At 58.2% G+C, this 18,275-nt stretch carries 7 protein-coding genes and 1 pseudogene; 5 read left to right on the top strand and 3 right to left on the bottom strand.

Annotated elements, in window-relative coordinates:
- Window positions 1-658: 658 nt before the first annotated feature.
- The 5 genes and pseudogenes from B0B13_RS07785 to B0B13_RS07765 all read left to right on the top strand — a co-directional run.
- Window positions 659-3,943 carry a Tc toxin subunit A gene (locus B0B13_RS07785; RefSeq protein ID WP_076795510.1) on the top strand — a complete coding sequence of 1,095 codons (3,285 nt, stop codon included), beginning with the start codon at window positions 659-661 and terminating at the stop codon, window positions 3,941-3,943.
- Window positions 3,944-3,965: 22 nt separating this feature from the next.
- Complete coding sequence (locus B0B13_RS07780; RefSeq protein WP_076795507.1) at window positions 3,966-7,580, top strand: Tc toxin subunit A-related protein; 3,615 nt, start codon at window positions 3,966-3,968, stop codon at window positions 7,578-7,580.
- An 84-nt stretch (window positions 7,581-7,664) separates the two neighbouring features.
- Window positions 7,665-12,107, top strand: a complete 4,443-nt coding sequence (locus B0B13_RS07775; RefSeq protein ID WP_076795505.1) for a SpvB/TcaC N-terminal domain-containing protein — start codon at window positions 7,665-7,667, stop codon at window positions 12,105-12,107.
- A 39-nt stretch (window positions 12,108-12,146) separates the two neighbouring features.
- Window positions 12,147-15,440: an RHS repeat-associated core domain-containing protein gene (locus B0B13_RS19250; RefSeq protein ID WP_076795502.1), complete on the top strand. Its 3,294-nt coding sequence runs from the start codon at window positions 12,147-12,149 to the stop codon at window positions 15,438-15,440.
- Window positions 15,440-15,748, top strand: a pseudogene (locus B0B13_RS07765) (M1 family aminopeptidase); the annotation flags it as partial. The gene B0B13_RS19250 and the pseudogene B0B13_RS07765, both read left to right, overlap by 1 nt.
- A gap of 399 nt (window positions 15,749-16,147) precedes the next feature.
- Here the strand turns inward: B0B13_RS07765 and B0B13_RS07760 are convergent.
- From B0B13_RS07760 to B0B13_RS07750, 3 genes are all read right to left on the bottom strand, one after another.
- Entirely contained in the window at window positions 16,148-16,567 is a 420-nt protein-coding gene (locus B0B13_RS07760; RefSeq protein WP_076795500.1) for an ExbD/TolR family protein, read from the bottom strand.
- Window positions 16,568-16,580: 13 nt separating this feature from the next.
- Window positions 16,581-17,315 carry a MotA/TolQ/ExbB proton channel family protein gene (locus B0B13_RS07755; RefSeq protein ID WP_076795497.1) on the bottom strand — a complete coding sequence of 245 codons (735 nt, stop codon included), beginning with the start codon at window positions 17,313-17,315 and terminating at the stop codon, window positions 16,581-16,583.
- A 93-nt stretch (window positions 17,316-17,408) separates the two neighbouring features.
- Complete coding sequence (locus tag B0B13_RS07750) at window positions 17,409-18,113, bottom strand: energy transducer TonB (protein ID WP_083703679.1); 705 nt, start codon at window positions 18,111-18,113, stop codon at window positions 17,409-17,411.
- Window positions 18,114-18,275 lie beyond the last annotated feature (162 nt).

The raw sequence follows: 18,275 nt of genomic DNA, 5'->3' as shown, positions 1-18,275 counted from the left end.
TGTCGCATTGAACAAAGGAAATTTGCTTGAATGCTTTCCGGCTAGTGCTTTATAGTGGTTGCTACCTTAGGTGTCAAAGTGGCATATGGCAGTTGGGCATGACGCTCGGACATGGGGGCGCAGTCAAGTGATCAGGTGATTTGCCAGCGAACGGGCGCATCGCAGCGCAGTAACCGTTTTGGCTGAATACAAACGAAGTCTGGAGGGATGAGAATGAAGAAGTACCCCAGCTTGAGCATCATGGCCTCGCGCCTGCGCGGCACGTCTACTTTTCCTGTTTTATTCTGTTCCCAAACTTTGTCCGCTTAACGTACAGCGAGACGGCTTTGCTGTGAGCGCGTTGTGCGTCATCACGACGTCTTGCTTTCAAGATGGGCAGGTGTTGAGCGTTGTTGTTTGAGGCAATCAATCCTTCGTGTAGCGCGCTTGGTTGGATGGTCTAGGGTGTAACACTGCCCTAACCAAACGTAATTACCCATTAATGGAAAATGATGAGGACAACTTGTCAAAATGAGCTTTGCTATGTTGTTTTCGTCGATTTTTCGACGGTTCATGAGGCCAAGATCGCTTGCGCTTCAGCGTTCGAATTGGGAAGTGCCGTGGTTCTAAGGCATGTGCTCACCTTTCCCACCTTATCTCCTTTAGCGTTCTAAAAAAGATGGCAGACCTACTCACCTTTCAGTCGGGCAATCCAGACCAACGGCTGCTTGATGCCGGCTATCGTAACGTATTCGATATCGCATCGACCAGCCGCGCTGCTTTTGTGGAATCTATCCCGTCTCTGACGGCTAAGGATGCTCGTGCGGTGTACCGTCAGGCGCGCCAGCGTGCAGACAACTTGAAAGCCCTTTATCGCGCTTGGCAATTGCGTCAGGAGCCCGTGATAGGCAAACTCGCGAAGCTCAATACCTGGCCGGATGCGCCCGCGCTCAAAGATGCGCTAATCCGCAATATTGGCGGTGATGGCGACTTCTCTGATCTGATAGAGCGCGCCAGCGCGTATGCGGACGCTGCCTCCATTCAATCGCTGTTTTCCCCCGGTCGTTACGCTGCTGCGCTGTACCGCGTGGCGAGTGCACTGCACGATACGGATTCTCATTTACACATTGATCAACGTCGGCCGGATCTAAAAGACTTGGTGCTGAGCGAAACCACGATGCAGCAACAGGTCACGTCGCTCGATCTCTTGCTGCAGGTGCTGCAATCGGGCGGTGAGCCTATCGACGCATTGTCTGATCGATATTTTCCGATGACGCTGCCCTACGACGACAATTTGGCGCAAATCAATGCCGCGTTGTCGGCTCAGGCGCGAACGTTAAATGGCCTGTGGGACACGCTGACCGATGCCACCGCTCAGGCCGTCTCGCGGCAAGCCTTTGCGTTCGGTGCCGCCCGTCGCGTCGGGACTGTTCGGGCAGACGGTGATTACTTGCCAGGCAACGTGTTTTATCTTCAGGCGTTAGACGGCGACAAAGATCCCATGGTGTATCTGTCGCAGTACACAAGCGGTAACGGGGTCAGTGGTGCGCAACTAATAAAGGGCAATCCCGATCATGCGTTGGCGGCCATCGTGGCGCCCCTGGCGTTGAGCTGGTCAGTCGCGCAACACTGTTATTACTTGGGTGTGCCGGACGGCACACAAATGGCCGATGAACCCAACCACGTATTGAATGGCTGCTTTTTGCGAGGTAATAGCAGCACGAACGCAGACCAGGACGGCAATTTTGCGCAGATGGCGAGCCGATCGGGTGGCACCGAACCCCAGTCCGGTTTTCATTTGCCGATCACGCCGATACCCGGCAGGCAAAAAAACCAATACTATTTGAAGACCGATAAAGGGTATGTTGGGGTAGACACTTCCGGTCAGTCCAACTGGAAAGACGCACTAATCGTGACGGCTCCATGGGATAAGGCGCTGTTGGTGGCGATGCGCAAAGACGCCGAAGGCCATCCGATCGAAGACGGCTCAACACCGTTTCCCGAAGTCGTATTTGAGCAGCCCTCGCCGCCGGCGCGTGAGACGTTGTCGCTGACGCCGGTGAGCTATCAGCTGATGACCAACACCGAGTTGAGCGAAACTGATATCGCCGACCACTACGGTATGGAGGACGTCAGTCTGCGCAGTGCGGGCTCGCTAGCGACGACGCTCAATTCAATCGCCACCTTCTGTGAAAAAACCCGCCTGCGCTTTAACCAATTGCTGGAACTGACTGCGCAGTACGCTTACGATGAAAACGGCAAGGAAAGCGGCGCGCGCAGCCGATTTTTGCGCTTTGGCAAGCGGGATCCTGTTCGCGTGAACGAGTACGGTGCAGCCTATTTGAATGGTGTACTGGACGACGCTGACGCGGACCCAGCCCGCTATTTGTGGGTACAGAAAGACGGCAAAAACTTGAACTTGACGGACGAGACGGTGGTCGAGTTGGCCGGCCGTGCGGAAAAACTGGTACGCCTGTCCAACTCAACCGGGTTATCGTTTGAGGCGCTGGATTGGGTGATCGTCAATGCGAGTCGCTGCGTGCCGGAACATCACAATAAGCCGGTACTGGACAAACCCGTGCTGGAAGCCTTGGCCGAATATGTGCGGTTGAAACAGCGTTACGGTTTGGACGTCAACACGTTTGTGACTTTTATCGACGCCGCCAATCCGTATGCGCCGGACCAAGTGCTTAGCTTTTACGCGTCTGCGTTCCGCCCGGCCGACGGCGGTGATGCGATTGCGTTAGGCACAACGGTGAACTATGCACGAGATCAGCAAGATGCGCTGTCCGCGATCTGCTGCAAGGCGCTAGGTGTGACCAGCGACGAGTTCGAGCGGATTGGCAGTGGTTGTTTCGGGGGCGCAGGCCAATTTACACTGGACGAACACACCGCAGGTCAGCTGTATCGCTTTGGTGCCATTCCGCGTTTGCTAGGGCTGACATTTGCGCAAGCCGAAGTGTTGTGGCGTTTGATGGCCGGTGGGCAGGACTCGCTGTTGGAACAGCTAGGGCAGCCGCAGTCGCTGGTCCCCCTGGCGATGTTAAGCCGCACGGAAAAGGTCCTGGACTGGATGGCTTCAGTGGGACTGAACCTGTTCCAGCTGCAGGGGATGGTGAGTACCGTTTGGAGCGGCACGGCTACCGCGGAGATGTTTAATTTTCTGAAAAACGTCTGTGATAGCGTCAATCCCTCCAGCACCGCTGCCACTCGGCAGGCCGCGCTGGATGAAGCGCTACAGCAAAAGGTGCTGCGCGCGTTGGCTGCGGGTTTCAATCTGAAAAGCAATGTAATGGGTGGGGTGACCACATGGCTAGAGAAAATAACGGCCAATGCAGAAAATGCGTTCACGCTGGCCGGTTACTGGCAGGCCATTCAGACACGGTTTAGTCAGACCGATGTCAATTTGGACGATTTGCAGAAGGATACCGGGCTTGTGCAGGCGACGCAGCGCCTCAGTCAGCTGGTGCTGATTGCGCAATGGCTGACGTTGACCGAGCAAGACTTGCAGTTGCTCACAAGTTATCCGGACCGCCTGGTGGCCGGAGCCGTCACGGTTCCTGCACCGGATATGACATTGCTATTGACGCTGTCGCGCTTCAAGCAGTGGCAAACGCAGGTGGTGGTTTCCCGTGATGAGGCGATGCGCTGTTTTGATCAGCTCAATGCCCAGGAGATGACATTTGACGCGGCCGCCGCGCTGATCGCGTCGCTGCATAAACTGGACACGAAGACCGTCGCGCAAATGAGTGTCTCATTATTGGGCAAGGACACATGGCCGAAAAGCTTTGATGTGCTGTGGCAATTGCTAACGTGGTTGCGTGCGGGGCAAGCTCTGAACGTTGGGACTACCACGTTGGAGCAACTTCAGACGATGATGCGGGCCGACCCGTCCGCTGAAGACCGTACCTTATTAGCGGCAGTGGCTCAGAACCTAAGTGCAGGGATCAGCGCCCGTCAATAATCGAGTTCAAAGGAAATCAGTTATGCCAGCTTCGCTATTTACACAAACTTTAAAGGAAGCGCGCCGCGACGCACTGGTGGATCGCTATATTGCGACGCAGGTGCCGGTAGACTTAAAAGACAGCATTCATACTGCCAATGATTTGTACGAGTATTTGCTGCTAGACACTCAAATCAGCGATCGCGTGAACACGTCACCGCTGGCCGAAGCGATCAGTAGCTTGCAGTTGTTTATTCACCGGGCGATTGAGGGCTATGACGGTGAGCTCGCAGATACCGCAAAGCCGTACTTTGCGCAGGAACAGTTTCTGTACAACTGGGACGCCTTTAACCGGCGCTACAGCACGTGGGCTGGTAAAGAGCGGCTTAGGTTCTATGCGGGGAACTATATCGATCCGACGCTGCGGTTGAATAAGACCCGGCTATTTCAGACGCTGGAGCAGGGGATATCGCAAGGGAAATTAAGCGACACGCTGGTTCGGTCGAAAATAGGCGAGTATTTGGGTGAATACGATACGCTTGCCAACCTTGAATATATCAATGCAGCCAAAGGTGAGGATGAAAAGACGATATTCTTTGTGGCACGCACGCAGAGTCAGCCTTATAAATTCTATTGGAGAAAGTTAACACTGGTTGATGAAAATGGTAAATTGGTACCGAATCAGTGGACCGAGTGGCGAGAAATAACGGCTGGGATAGCGGATCCGTACATGAGGTTAGTGAATATTTTCTGGAAAGATAATAGGCTAAATGTATGCTGGTATAATAAAATAGATAAGGGTGAGGATGGCGTCAGTTGTGCTAGAAATGTTTGGAAAATGAATGATAATTTTAGCTGGACGTCGATAAGGAAAGATTTTGCGTATGGGTTTAAAGGGGTTGACAAGTATAGTGATGTGTTCTGTGTTGGGGTTCGAAATGTAGAATTTAGGAGCGCTATTGAAGGTATTGGAGGGGTTGTGGCAACTTTTGGTATTTCCGAGTCAAATTTTATTTTAAAATTTAAAAAGACTGGTTTAGCTATTGGTTCTGTTAAATTGCTTGATGAATCTGGTAAAGTTGTTAGGGAATTGTCGGAGACTGCAGAGGAAAATATCGAGATTGAGCCTTATTATCCAAAAGAAAATTTCACGATGTCTTTGTCTTTTGATTTAATTTATTTTGGAGATTTTAAATTTTATTTTGGGTCAAATCTGGCAAATTTTGAAGATATTAAAAATATAACTGGATTTATAGAATTTAATTGCTATGGGGAATTTTTATTATCTGAAGAATTCAAGCTACCAAGTGGCGAAAATGTTGCATTAAAGCCACCAAAAAATGTCGATCTGGCTAAGCTATTTTCTGATCGGCACGATGCGCTTTTTAATTATGACGTACAAAAGGATTTGGGCGGCCTACCTGCATTCAGTGGCCCTTACGGAATGTACGTGTGGGAAATATTCTTTCATATCCCGTTTCTGGTGGCCGTACGGATGCAAACCGAACAACGGTATGACGAGGCAACCACTTGGTTTAAGCGGATTTTCAACAGCAGCGGCTACCGTGATGACGAAGGCGAACTGATTCCCGATGTCAACGGTAAGCCACGCTATTGGAATGTGATGCCGTTGCAGTTGGATACTGCTTGGGATATGAGCCAACCAGCGACTACGGATCCAGACGTCATCGCGGTAGCCGACCCAATGCACTACAAGCTGGCGATCTTTCTGCATGCGCTGGATTTGCTGATCGCACGCGGCGATCACGCGTATCGAATGCTGGAGCGCGACACGCTGGTCGAAGCCAAAATGTATTACATCCAAGCGCAGCAACTGCTCGGGCCGCGTCCGGATATCCGCATCACGAACACATGGCCTAACCCGACACTGAGCGACGAGGCGGGGGCGCTTGTCGAGCCGACTCGCGGCCATCTATCCGGCGCACTCACCTTTGCGAGCTGGTTGCGCACGGGTGACACGGCCGACATGGGCAATGGCGATTTTCTGCCTCCGGTCAACGATGTGTTGTTGGGCTACTGGGACAAGCTTGAACTGCGCTTATATAACTTGCGTCATAACTTGAGTCTAGATGGTCAGCCGCTAAATCTGCCCCTCTACGCCACGCCGGTGGACCCGGCCAAACTACAGCGCCAGCAAGCCGGAGGCGACGGCGCGAGCAGTGGCACGATGAACGGCCAGGCTGGTGCGCAGGGCTGGCGTTACCCGCTGTTGGCGGATCGTGCGCGCAACGCGGTGGGCCTGTTGACGCAATTTGGCGGCAGCCTGCAGATGGCGCTGGAGCGGCAGGATAACGAAAAAATGACGCTATTGTTGCAGACACAGCAGCAGGTAGTGCTGAAACAACAGGCAGACTTACAGCAGAGCAACCTGAAAGGACTGCAGCATAGCTTAAACGCGCTGCAAGCCAGCCGTGACAGCGCGACATTGCGCCAAACTCACTTCCGTAGTTTGATTGACGGTAACCTGTCTGAGGCGGAAATCGCTGGGCTGACACTGCGCAGCACCGCGATGACGACCAACTTGGCCGCAACCGGGTTGCTGATTGCCGGCGGTGCCGCAAACGCGGCGCCGAACGTCTTCGGCCTGGCTAACGGCGGGTCCGAGTGGGGCGCACCTGTACTAGGGGCCGCTTATGCGACGCAAGCGGCGGCCGTTGCACAAGATCAAAGCGCGGGCATTTCCGAGGTGACCGCCAGCTATCAGCGCCGCCAAGAAGAATGGCAACTGCAACATGATATTGCCAAAAACGAAGCGATCCAGCTAGACGCGCAAATCAAAAGCCTGACCGAACAAATTGCGATGGCTCAAAAACAAATCACACTGGCTGAAACCGAGCAAGCGCATGCCCAGGCGCTGTACGAGCTTCAGACCACGCGTTTTACCGGGCAAGCTTTATATAATTGGTTAGCGGCGCGTCTGTCCGCCCTCTATTACCAACTGTACGATGTCACGCTGCCGGTGTGCTTGCAGGCAAAAGCGGCGCTTGTGAAAGAGCTGGGCGCCCAAGATACTGATAGTGTGTTTCGGGTACCAGTGTGGGACAACCTGTGGCAGGGGCTACTGGCAGGCGAAGGGCTAAGTGTAGAGCTGCAAAAGCTTGAAGGCGTGTGGCTGGCACGCGGCGCTAAGGGGTTGGAGGCAACACGCACGGTATCGCTGGATACGTTGCTCGGTGCCGGCACCCTTAGGAAAGCCATTCAAGACGTGTTGGACGGCAAACCCGTGTCCCCGTCTGGGGGCGTGAGCCTGTCGCTGCAGGCCAATATTTTTCAGGCCACGCTGGACTTGAGCGTGTTAGGGCTGGACAAGTCCTACAACATGACAGAAAAGGTGCGTCGTATCAAGAGCGTTGCGGTAACGCTGCCGACGCTGCTGGGCCCCTATCAGGACATCGAGGCGACGCTGACATCAGGGACGGAGACGGCGACGCTCTCGCATGGCCTGAACGATAACGGTCGGTTTGTCACCGATTTTAACGACAGCCGTTTCTTGCCGTTTGAGGGCATGGATGTCACTCAGGGTGAGCTGTCGCTCAATATTTTCCATGCGGGCAAGGACGATAACGCACAACGAGATTGGGTGGAAAACTTAAACGACATCATCGTGCACCTACATTACATCATTCGAGATGCGTAGTCCCTGCTTTACATTTGCTCACAGGCCTTCGTTGGGCGCGGCCTGGAGGATAAAAAGTACTTTAGTATCTCTCAGGAGTCAGCTATGTCAGTGCAGTCAGCTTCCGATGTCGCCCTATCCGAGCCGACGCTACCCAAAGGCGGTGGAGCCATGCGTGGGCTGGGCGAGGCGTTCGGGCCGGTTGACTCGTCGGGCGTCGCGACGATGACGCTGCCGTTGCCCGTGTCGGCCGGTCGTGGCTACGCGCCGCAACTGGCATTGCGCTATGCGAGCGGCAGTGGCAATGGCCCGTTTGGCGTCGGATGGCAACTCGGGCTGACCAGCATTGGGCGATACACAGCTCGCGGCACGCCACAATACGGCGACAACGACGCATTCGTCGGCCCTGGCGGCGACGTACTCGAGCCGGAGCGCGATGCCGATGGCGCTGTGGTGCCACCTTCTGAGGTTAGTACCTATAATGGCCTAAGGTTAGACGACACCTACCAGGTGGCGCGTTACTTTCCGCGTATCGAGCGCGGTTTTGCGCGCATCGAGCATTGGATTGGCAAAGCGGGCGGCGGTGACTTCTGGCTCGTTCATGACGCGAGCGGTGATCTGCATTGCTTTGGCAAAACAACCGCAGCCCGCATTGCCGATCCAGCGCAACCGTCGCATATCGCGGTGTGGTTGCTCGAAGAATCGGTCTCGCCCAACGGGCAACACATTGGGTATGGGTACAAGCCGGAGGATGATGCCGGTGTCGACCTGCAAGGCAGTGAAGCGAGGCGTGACCATGCCGCCCATCGCTACCTGGCCCAAGTGAAGTACGGCAACGTGTTGGCAGCCGACGCACTGTATCTGTTCACTTCATCGAAGCTAGATGACCAGTCATGGTTGTTCTCGCTGGTGCTCGATTACGGCGAACGGGGCACCGACCCGCAAACCCGGCCATCATGGTTGGCGACTGAGCATTGGCCGGTTAGGCGCGATGCGTTTTCACGCTACGACTACGGGTTCGAAGTGCGTTGTCACCGTTTATGTCGTCAGGCGCTGATGTTTCATCACTTTCCGGAAGAACTGGGCGAGCCCGCCACGCTAGTCGCCAGGCTGCTGCTCGAGTATGACGAGAATCCGGTGCTTACCCGGCTCGTTGGCGTGCAACGGCTCGCTTATGAGCCAGACGGCACGCTGCAATCACTGCCGCCGCTGGAGCTGGACTACACGCCGTTCGACGCTTCGGTGTCATCGGGCCAGTGGCAGCCATGTGAACTTTTTCCCGGATTGAATAACGCGCATCCGTACCAACTAGTGGATTTGCACGGCGAAGGCATCGCCGGCCTCTTGTATCGAGTGGGCTCCCTCTGGTATTACCGGGCGCCGATGCGGGCTAGCGGCGGCGGCGATGCGGTGACCTACGACGCGTGGCGGCCACTGCCCGAGATCCCGTCACTACAGTCATCGGCGATGGCGCTGACGGATATCAACGGCGATGGCAGGCTGGACTGGCTTGTTACGCAGCTTGGTCTGGCTGGCTACTTTAGCTTGGCGCCCGACGGCACTTGGTCGACTTTTACGCCGTTCTCGGCGCTGCCCGTCGAGTTTTTCAACCAGCAGGCGACGCTGGCCGATTTGATGGGCGCGGGGCTGTCCGACCTCGCGCTCATTGGTCCCAAGAGCGTGCGCTTGTACGCAAACAAGCGGCACGGCTTTGCGGCCGGCATCAACGTGGAGCAGGCATCGACACTTCCCATTGCCGGGCGCGATGCACGAGAGGTGGTGGCGTTTTGCGACCTGCTGGGCTCTGGCCAGCAACACCTGATCCGCATTCGCTGCGATGAGGTGACGGTCTGGCCAAACCTTGGGCGGGGCCGCTTTGGGCAGCCGTTCAGTTTTGCGCCATTGCCCTTCAATGCGCAGCAATTTGATCCTGCTTGCGTATACCTGGCGGATTTGGATGGATCGGGCGCGGCCGATCTGTTATATGCGCAAAGCGACCACATCCGTATTTTCTTTAATCAATCGGGCAACGGGTTTGCACCGCCCGTCGATCTGGCCTTGCCGCCGGGCGTGCGCTTTGACCGGCTCTGTGCGCTCAGCGTGGCGGATATCCAAGGGCAGGGCATGGCCAGCGTCGTGCTATCGGTGCCCCATCCGAGCCCGAAGCATTGGCGCTACGATTTCGCCCGTGCTAAGCCCTATTTGATGAATGTCATTAACAACAACATGGGGATGGCGCACCGGATCGTCTACCGCAGCTCGGCTCAGGAATGGCTCGATGAAAAGCAGCAAGGCACGTGCTCAGCCAGTGGTCTGCCGTTTCCGGTGCACGTGGTGTCACGGCAAATCCAACTCGATGAAATTTCCGGCAATCAGCGGGTCCAGCAATACCGGTATCGTCAAGGTGTCTACGACGGGCAGGAGCGGGAATTTCGTGGGTTTGGCTTCATCGAGACACAAGATACGGGCGAGGATGCGAAGCCCGCGGGGCGCAATGTCAGCGAGGCACCGCCGCGGTTGACTCGAACCTGGTACCACATGGGTCGGCAGGATGACGAAACGGCGCTGTACGGCGAGCCCTGGCAGGACTCCAAAGCGTTCGCTTGCCACCCGAGCCGTTTGACCCGATGGGATGCAGAGACAAGCCAGGATGTGTTGCTCGACGATCCGGATGCAAAGCGCCGATGGTGGCTATACCGCGCGTTAAACGGCAGTGTATTGCGCAGCGAAATCTATGGTTTGGACGGTGCGCCCCACCAGCAGGTGCCCTATCGCGTGACGGTAGCCCGTTATCAGGTGCGCGAGGTCCAGGCGGCGGGTCGCGATTACGCCCCGGTCGCTATGCCGTTGCCGCTGGAGCAGCTGGACTATGCGTACGAGCGCATCGAGGGCGATCCACAGGTCAGCCAGACGGTGACTTTGCGCATCGATGCCTATGGTGTGCCGCTGCATAGCGTGACGGTTCACTATCCCCGGCGCGCCAAACCGGCGACGTCGCCTTACCCGGATACGTTACCAGATACTGCCTGGCACAGTTCGTACGACCCACAGCAGCAGCGCCTGCGGCTCACTGAGCAGCGCGCGAGCGTTTGGCATCTGACGCATCCCCAGCAGTGGCGGCTGGGTTTGCCGTGGCAGCAACGCAGCAACGCGTTGACCTACGACGCGGCGCGCGTGCCGGCCGGGGGGCTGAATTTTGAAAATCTAAGCCAGGCGGATGGTTTGTTGGGTGATGACCAGGTGCGCGTATTCGGCGGTCAAAGCGTGGTGGTGTACCGGGACACGGACACCCAGGGCGCCCCCAATTTCCTGGCGCTGGTCGATCACCAGGAAGTCGCGGAGTTGGATCAATCGAGCCTGGCCGCCTACGGCGGCTTATTCGATGAGCCGACGCTGACCGCAAAGCTCGTGGACGCCGGCTATCAGGCTTCACCCACCGTACTGGCCGTGCCCAATACAGTGGAAGCGCCGGTGTGGGTGATCGCCAGCGGCTATCGCACTTACCGTGGGCCAGACAGCTTTTATGTGCCGAGCGAAGTGCAAAAGACTAAACTCACCGGTGCCACGCAGCTCTCGTACGATCCGTATTGTTGTGCGGTCACGCAGGTACAGGACGCGCTGGGCAACACCACGTCGGCGCAATACGACTACCGATTTCTGCAGCCGTGGCGCATGACGGATGTCAACGACAACCACCATGAAGTGCAGTTCGATGCGATGGGCCGCGTAGTGGCCAGCACATTCTACGGCACGGAGCAGGCGCGCGACGTGGGATTTGATCCCATCACGGTTGCTCCGGTACCAACGAGTCTGACGGTGGAGCAGGCGATTGAGCAAGCCGGGGCCTCGACGCAGCGGGTGGCGAGCGTTCATGCGACGGATCTGTTTGCGTGGATGGGTCAGGTGTCCCGCTCAGAACTGTCGCCAGGAGAAGTGGATGCATGTTGGCAGCAACTGATCGCTGAACGGTTCATCACGCCCCAGGGTTACATTCGCGCAAGCGCGCGTGACGGGCTGCGTGGCGGCGTGCTGAAGCGCCTTTCCGAACCTGTGCGCCAAGCGCTCGCCCGCGCTACACGGAACCCGGTGAACGCCGTGACGCTGACCGCTGACCGCTATCCGAATGACACAGAGCAGCAGGTTCGGGTGGATGTTGCGTATACGGACGGCTTTGGCCGCACGCTGCAGGGCTGTGCCAAGGTGCCCAGCGGGTTGGCGTGGCAGCGTACTGCCGACGGCGAGATTGTCGTCGATGTCGATGGCAAGCCAAAGGAAGTGGATACCGGTTCAGCACCACGCTGGGCTGTGTCGGGGCGGATCGAATACGACAACAAGGGTCAGCCGGTGCGCCACTACCAACCCTACTTCATGAATGACTGGGCGTATGTCGTGGATCGCGCGATGCGCAGCTGTGGTTATGCGGAGACCACCTACTACGACCCGATCGGGCGGGCGGTGCGAGTCGTAACCGCGAAAGGGTATGAGCGCAGGACGAGTGTTTATCCGTGGTTTGTCGTCAATGAAGATGAAAACGATACGGCTGGCTAATCCTGCCAACGCAGGGTGGACTAACACGAAAGGTATGCGATGAACGAAACCAACTGGGAAAACGTCTGTCAAGGCACGCCGGTAATACACGTGATGGACAACCGCGGGTTGGGCATTCGCACGCTTCACTACAATCGCGACAGTAGCACGTCGGCGTTGGACGAGCGCGTGAGTGTGGCGCAATACACGGAATTGGGACATCTGCTGTCGATGACCGATGCGCGCCTGTTTGACGCGCAGCAGCAGGATCCTACGGTGGCACCCAATGTGCATTGCGTCAGCTCATTGAGCGGTCGCGCGCTGCGCCGTGACAGCGTGGACGCGGGTTTGAGCGTCGCGCTGTTCGATGTGGAAGGGCATATGGCCTGGAACCAGGATGGTCGTGGCACCCAATGGCGGCAGGTCTGCGACGCGTTGGGGCGTGCCGTTGCCACCTACGTTCAGGCTTCACAAGAGGTCGAGCGGTGCCACGAGCGCATCCTCTATGGCGAACAAGTGCCCCAGGCGTCGGCGCATAATCTGAGAGGCCAGGTGGCGCGCTATTACGATTCGGCGGGCCAGGTGCGTACGGCAGGATACACCCTAAGCGGGAAGTCATTGCAGGATACTAGACAGTTGCTGGTCAACCGGGATGCCCCGGCTAATTGGGCGGGCGAAGACGAAGCAGCGTGGGCGGCTCAACTGTCGGCCGATGCGTGGACCACCGAGCGGCAATACGATGCGCTGGGCGAAACGGTCTGGCAAACGGATGCGAAAGGTAACCGGCAGCGCCTTCGTGTCGACGTGGCGGGTCGGCTACAGATGAGTTGGCTAAAACTAGCCAACGCGAGTGACGAGCAGATTATCGTTGGCGACATCCAGTACACCGCCGCCGGTCAGCGGCTGAGCCAGACAGCCGGCAACGGCATGGTCACGACCTACGACTATGAAGCCCAAACGCAACGCCTGCTGTGCACGAACACGCGCCGCGACGATGGCACGCCGCTGCAAGCGCAGGAATATACGTATGATCCGGTTGGCAACATTCTGACCGTGGGCGACGCCACACAGCCAACCCGCCACTTTCGCAACCAGCGAGTGACACCGCTGCACACATACCGCTACGACGCGCTGTACCAATTGCTGGAGGCCAGCGGACGAGAGAACGCCCCGGCTGGCCGTCAGGGGCTGGGCCTGCCGACACCGCAGCGCGATCCGATCAATTTGACCAACTACATCCGCAGCTATACGTACGATCGGGGGGGCAACCTCACCGCGATTCGCCATCAAGGCCAGGGAGACAACGCTTATCGCAACGATATCGTGATTGCGACCCGAAGCAACTACGGTGTCGCGCAGACTGAACAAGGCAATCTGCACCCGGAAGACATCGACGGCGGCGGTTTTTTTGATTGTAATGGCAACAGTTTGCAATTGCAGCCCGGCCAGCCCGTTGGTTGGAATGAGCGCAACCAGTTAAGGCAGGTGACGATCGTCGATCGCGGCAATGATGATGACAATGACCGGGAAACGTACGGCTACGATGGCAGCGGGATGCGGGTGTGGAAACAGCGCCGCACGAAGACCGGCAGCACGTGGCGCACCGAAGAGGTGATCTACCTGCCGGGTTTGGAGCTTCGCACGACACGCGTGGGCGAGAACGTCGAAGAGGCACTGGACGTGGTTTCTGCTGCAGACGGCGCGGTGCGCGTGTTGCATTGGCATGCCGGGCAGCCCACACAGATACCGAACGACCAATATCGCTGGAGCGTGAGTAATCTGATCGGCTCGGTGAACCTGGAGCTGGACAGTGACGCTCGCATTCTGACGCGCGAAGAATACTACCCGTACGGCGGCACCGCGGTGTGGGGCGGCAACGATTGTGAAGTGAAATATAAGTTTGTCCGGTATGCAGGTAAGGAGCGTGATGCGACGGGCTTGTATTACTACGGCCATCGCTATTACCAGCCGTGGTTGGGGCGCTGGGCAAGTGCCGATCCAGCAGGACCGGTTGATGGTCTGAATCTTTACGCGATGGTGAGAAATAATCCCATCAACCACGCGGATCCGAATGGGTTAAAGGCATCGAATTGGCAGCTATTTAAAACCATGGCAAAAAAGCACGGCCCGAAGTTGGTGCCATGGATAGCGCCGATTGTAGCGGCGGGCGCCATAGCGTTGGGCGCGCCGGCTGTGGTCATCGGCGCGGTAGCGGCGACTGCAGGGCTCATTTACTCGGGCTACCAAGGTTATAAAGCTTTCCAGCGATTCAGACGCGGCGACGCAGGGGATGCGACCCGGCGTCGCCAGGAATCTGTCATTGCGACGGCGTCCCCCAAGCAACTGAGTTTCTTGAGCAAAGTCGGTAGGGCATTGCGCTGGGGAGGAGCGGCCGCCGCGGTGGCGGGGGGCATTGCCGCAGCCGTCGGCGCAGCGCCGTTTGTTGTCGCGAGCGTGGGTATTGCGGCGGCCATTGGCGGTGCGGTATTTGCTGTGTCGGCCGCCTCACGGCTTGCACGAAGACATGCCGCTCATCAGGCTCACCAAATCCAACGGGAGGGTGGAGGAATCCTAAGTTACGGCGCTCGTTCTGCGGCCACTACGTTTGTATCAGCCGAGATGCATGGCGCCTCGCACACTGGAGCCGCGGTGGCAATGGCCGGTACCGCGCCGATTTCAGTTTTAGGGTGGGCGGAACAAAATGCTGAAGCGAGCGTAGCTGGTGCCCATGCGGGCGGCGTGGCGGTGGGGGAATATGAAAGTATTTCACGAGCCGTTGGCGTTGAAACGGCGACGGATATACCGGCGCTCGTTGGGACGGCATTGGGCGGTGGTGCAATGGGTTATCTACACGGCCAACTTGAAGGAGCCACAGAAGTAGGTCAGGCGGCTGGGGCGATGGCACGCCAAACGCGGGCCCGGCTTTGGCTGGGATTCGATGCCATCAATGCGTACACCCGGAGTTTGGGCGAATCCATATTCGACACCGGGGTTTCGTTGGTTCGAGATGTCGCCCATTCTATGGGGCTGACTGGAGGGCGCTCATGGGGGGGACGGGCTGCTCAATTCGGGTGGCGCGTGGCAGGCTGGTTGTTGGGGAACCGGATCAGGGCGGCGGCAGGGTACGCGATTGGAGGCGCCGTTTTAGGTGCGGTGGGAATCGGTGCACTCCCAGCGAGCACCGGTGCGATAACATTTGCCACTGCAGCGGGCGGGGCCGCTTACGGAGGGTATCACGCCCTGCCCGAGGGCGGGTTTGTCTCGGGTATGCGGCGCATAGCCACCGGAATAACCAATAGGGTGACGACCTATTGGATTACGCTTCCTAACCTTGGAACCAGTTCAATCGCTTGAATCTGCTCACGCTGGATTGGTGGGACGGCATGTGGCTGAACGAGTCGTTTGCGACGTTCTTTGAGGACAAGACCAAGATCCGCTTCTTCCCGGACCGCTTCAATTGGGCCGACGAGGTGAAGAACCAGTATCGTGTGATCGCGGCGGAACTGAAATCATCGGCACACCCGGCTCAGCCCAACTTCAACACGTACGCGTCCAATGACTTCGTGCTGAGTGCGGGCACGTTTGTCTACGATAAGTGCGGCCAGGTGCTCAAGATGATCGAGGGCTATCTGGGTGAGCAGGTGCTGCGCGGCGCGTTGCAGTCCTAATTGGCCGATTTCCGCTGCGCCTGACCAACCTTAAGCTGGAAGCCAAGTTGCTCGTGGAGGCAGGGCTGGCTGATGCTTCGCGCCCAACCAGCATCGATTCGATTGGGCCAGCGCCGGCGGCACAGCTGCGTATGCTGCGCCGTGACACGGCGGGCTTTTCGCAGCCGAGCGTTGAGCGCCGCGTGCAGCGCTTGCTGGGTCCGGTCAAGCCGCGGCCCAGCGTCCGATAGGCGGCAAAGTAGCCCCTAGCCGTTGGCCGGGGACAGGGTTGCTCGGGCTCAGGACGTGCGCGTTATGCCGTCATGGTGAAAGGCGGCATGACGCGCCGTGTTCTTGGACAACCTTAAGTTTCTGCCGGCTGGTCACCCCGGTCGGTCGGCTCGGTCGCCGCACTCAGTGCGCGTTAGGCTCGGTCACGAACCCGATTTTGGCCAACCCGCCCGATTGCGCATAGGACATCACGTCGGCTACGCGCTCGTACGCGACCTTGCGATCGGCTCGCAAATGCAGTTCCGGCTGCGGGTGGGTCTGCGCGACGGCAGCGATCTTGCGCTGCAACTCAGCGTCGGACACTTTGACGTCATCCCAGAACACGGTGCCATCGGCATTGACCGACACCGTGACGTGCGCGGGCCGCACGTCTTGCCTCTGGCTGCTTGCGTGCGGCAGGTCAAGCTTGACTGCGTGTTGGATCGCCGGAATCGTCACGATGAAGATGATGAGTAGCACGAGCATCACGTCGACCAGCGGCGTCATGTTAATCTCGTTCATCAGCCCGTCGTCATCGTCGTCCGCAAAGGGGGTCATGGCCATTGTCGTACCCCGCTCATTTGCCAGCGGTGGCCAGCCGCGGGTCTTCGCCGCGCTGGAGCGTCGAGGACAATTGTTTGCCTGTTACGAAGTACGCGTGCAGTCCGTGCGCGAAGCGATTCAGCTTGGTCACCACGGCCTTGTTCGAGCGGGTCAGCGCGTTGTAGCCGAGCACCGCGGGAATCGCGACGAACAGACCGAATGCCGTCATGATCAGCGATTCGCCCACCGGTCCCGCAACCTTGTCGATTGACGTGTCGCCGGTCGCCCCGATCGTCAGCAGCGCATGATAGATGCCCCAGACGGTGCCGAACAGGCCGACGAACGGTGCGGTGCTGCCGATCGATGCCAGGATCGCCAGCCCACTTTGCATCCGGGCGACGCAGTCGTCCATGGTGTCCTTTAGGCAGCGCGTTATCCAGTCCGAAATGTCCATCCGGTCATGCAGGTGGGGCTGGCTCTTGTGGTGATGATCGGCGGCTTCCTTGCCGGACAGCGCGAGTGCGACAAACGGGTTATCGGCGGCGCTGGAGCCGGTCGAGCCAAGCTTCACGAGACCTTCGGTGAAATCGTCGGAATGCCAGAACTGCTGCTCGGTGTTACGCGTCAGGCGCCGCAACCGCAGCACGTTCCATCCTTTCATTAGGATCACGCTCCACGACAGCACTGACATGATCAATAGTGTGATCGCGATGCCGCGTGTGACGAAATCCCCTTGCGCCCATACGTGGGCCATACCGTAGTTCTGCATGGTGTTTCCTTCGGATCCTCGTTATCGGTGACGCTGTTGAGCGGTGGACTCGGCAATGGGCGCATCGGCGGCGCGGTATCAGCGCGGCGTTGCTCAGTCGCCCAGATTGAACACATACGGCTGGTCGGCCGTAACCCGGATCGGTTGCCCATTTTCAATGTACGGCCGGCACGTGCTAGCTAGCGCGGCATTGCGTGCGGCGGCGTCCAATCGATCATAACCGCTGCTTTTCTTGACCGTGGCCCGTTCCACCTTGCCCTCCGGACCGATGACCAGATTGATGATCACCGTGCCCGTTTCCTCGCGTCGTCTGGACAGGGCGGGATAATCGGGCCGCATGATCTGGCAGTCGAGTTTGGCGACGCCCTTGGGTACGCCCTGCGCGACGGCCGGGCGAGGGCTCGGCGCGGGTGACGCGGGCTCGGCGGCCGGTGCCGGCGCGGGCGCGGGCGCTGCTGGGGGCGCCGGCAGCGTGGGCGCCGATTGCGATGGGGTATCACGTACCGGCATCGGTGGTGTAGGCACCGGCGTAGGATTTTTGACAACGGGCTTGGGACTGGGCCGCGGCGTGACCACAGACTTGGGCTTGGGTTTGGGCGCCGGCGCCGGCGTCGGCGTGGACTGCACGGCGACCGGCGCCGGCGGGGCTAGCAGTTCGGCCATGATTGGCCGGGACTCGACCGTCACGGTCGGGACGGTGTCGGCACGCCCATAAACCAGCCATGCGATCACGCCGGCATGCAGCAGTGCCACTACGGCGAGCGTGGTCGTGTAATGCGCGACGGGGCGCGATTTCATCGGCGAGGCTGCACTGGAGCGCAGTGCTCCAGCCAAACTGGGAGAAACCTGCATATTAGCGTTGGCCAACGGCAGATGCACGGGGGGCGCGACGCGGACAATGGCCGACCTTGCTTCGATGCGAACCGGCGTGTGCCCAACTCAACGTCGAAAAATCAGAAA

Source organism: Burkholderia sp. b14, from assembly GCF_900156195.1.
In the GTDB taxonomy this organism is placed as follows: Bacteria; Pseudomonadota; Gammaproteobacteria; order Burkholderiales; family Burkholderiaceae; genus Mycetohabitans.
Note: the sequence above shows the minus strand (reverse complement) of the source record. Positions and strands in the feature narration are given on the sequence as shown.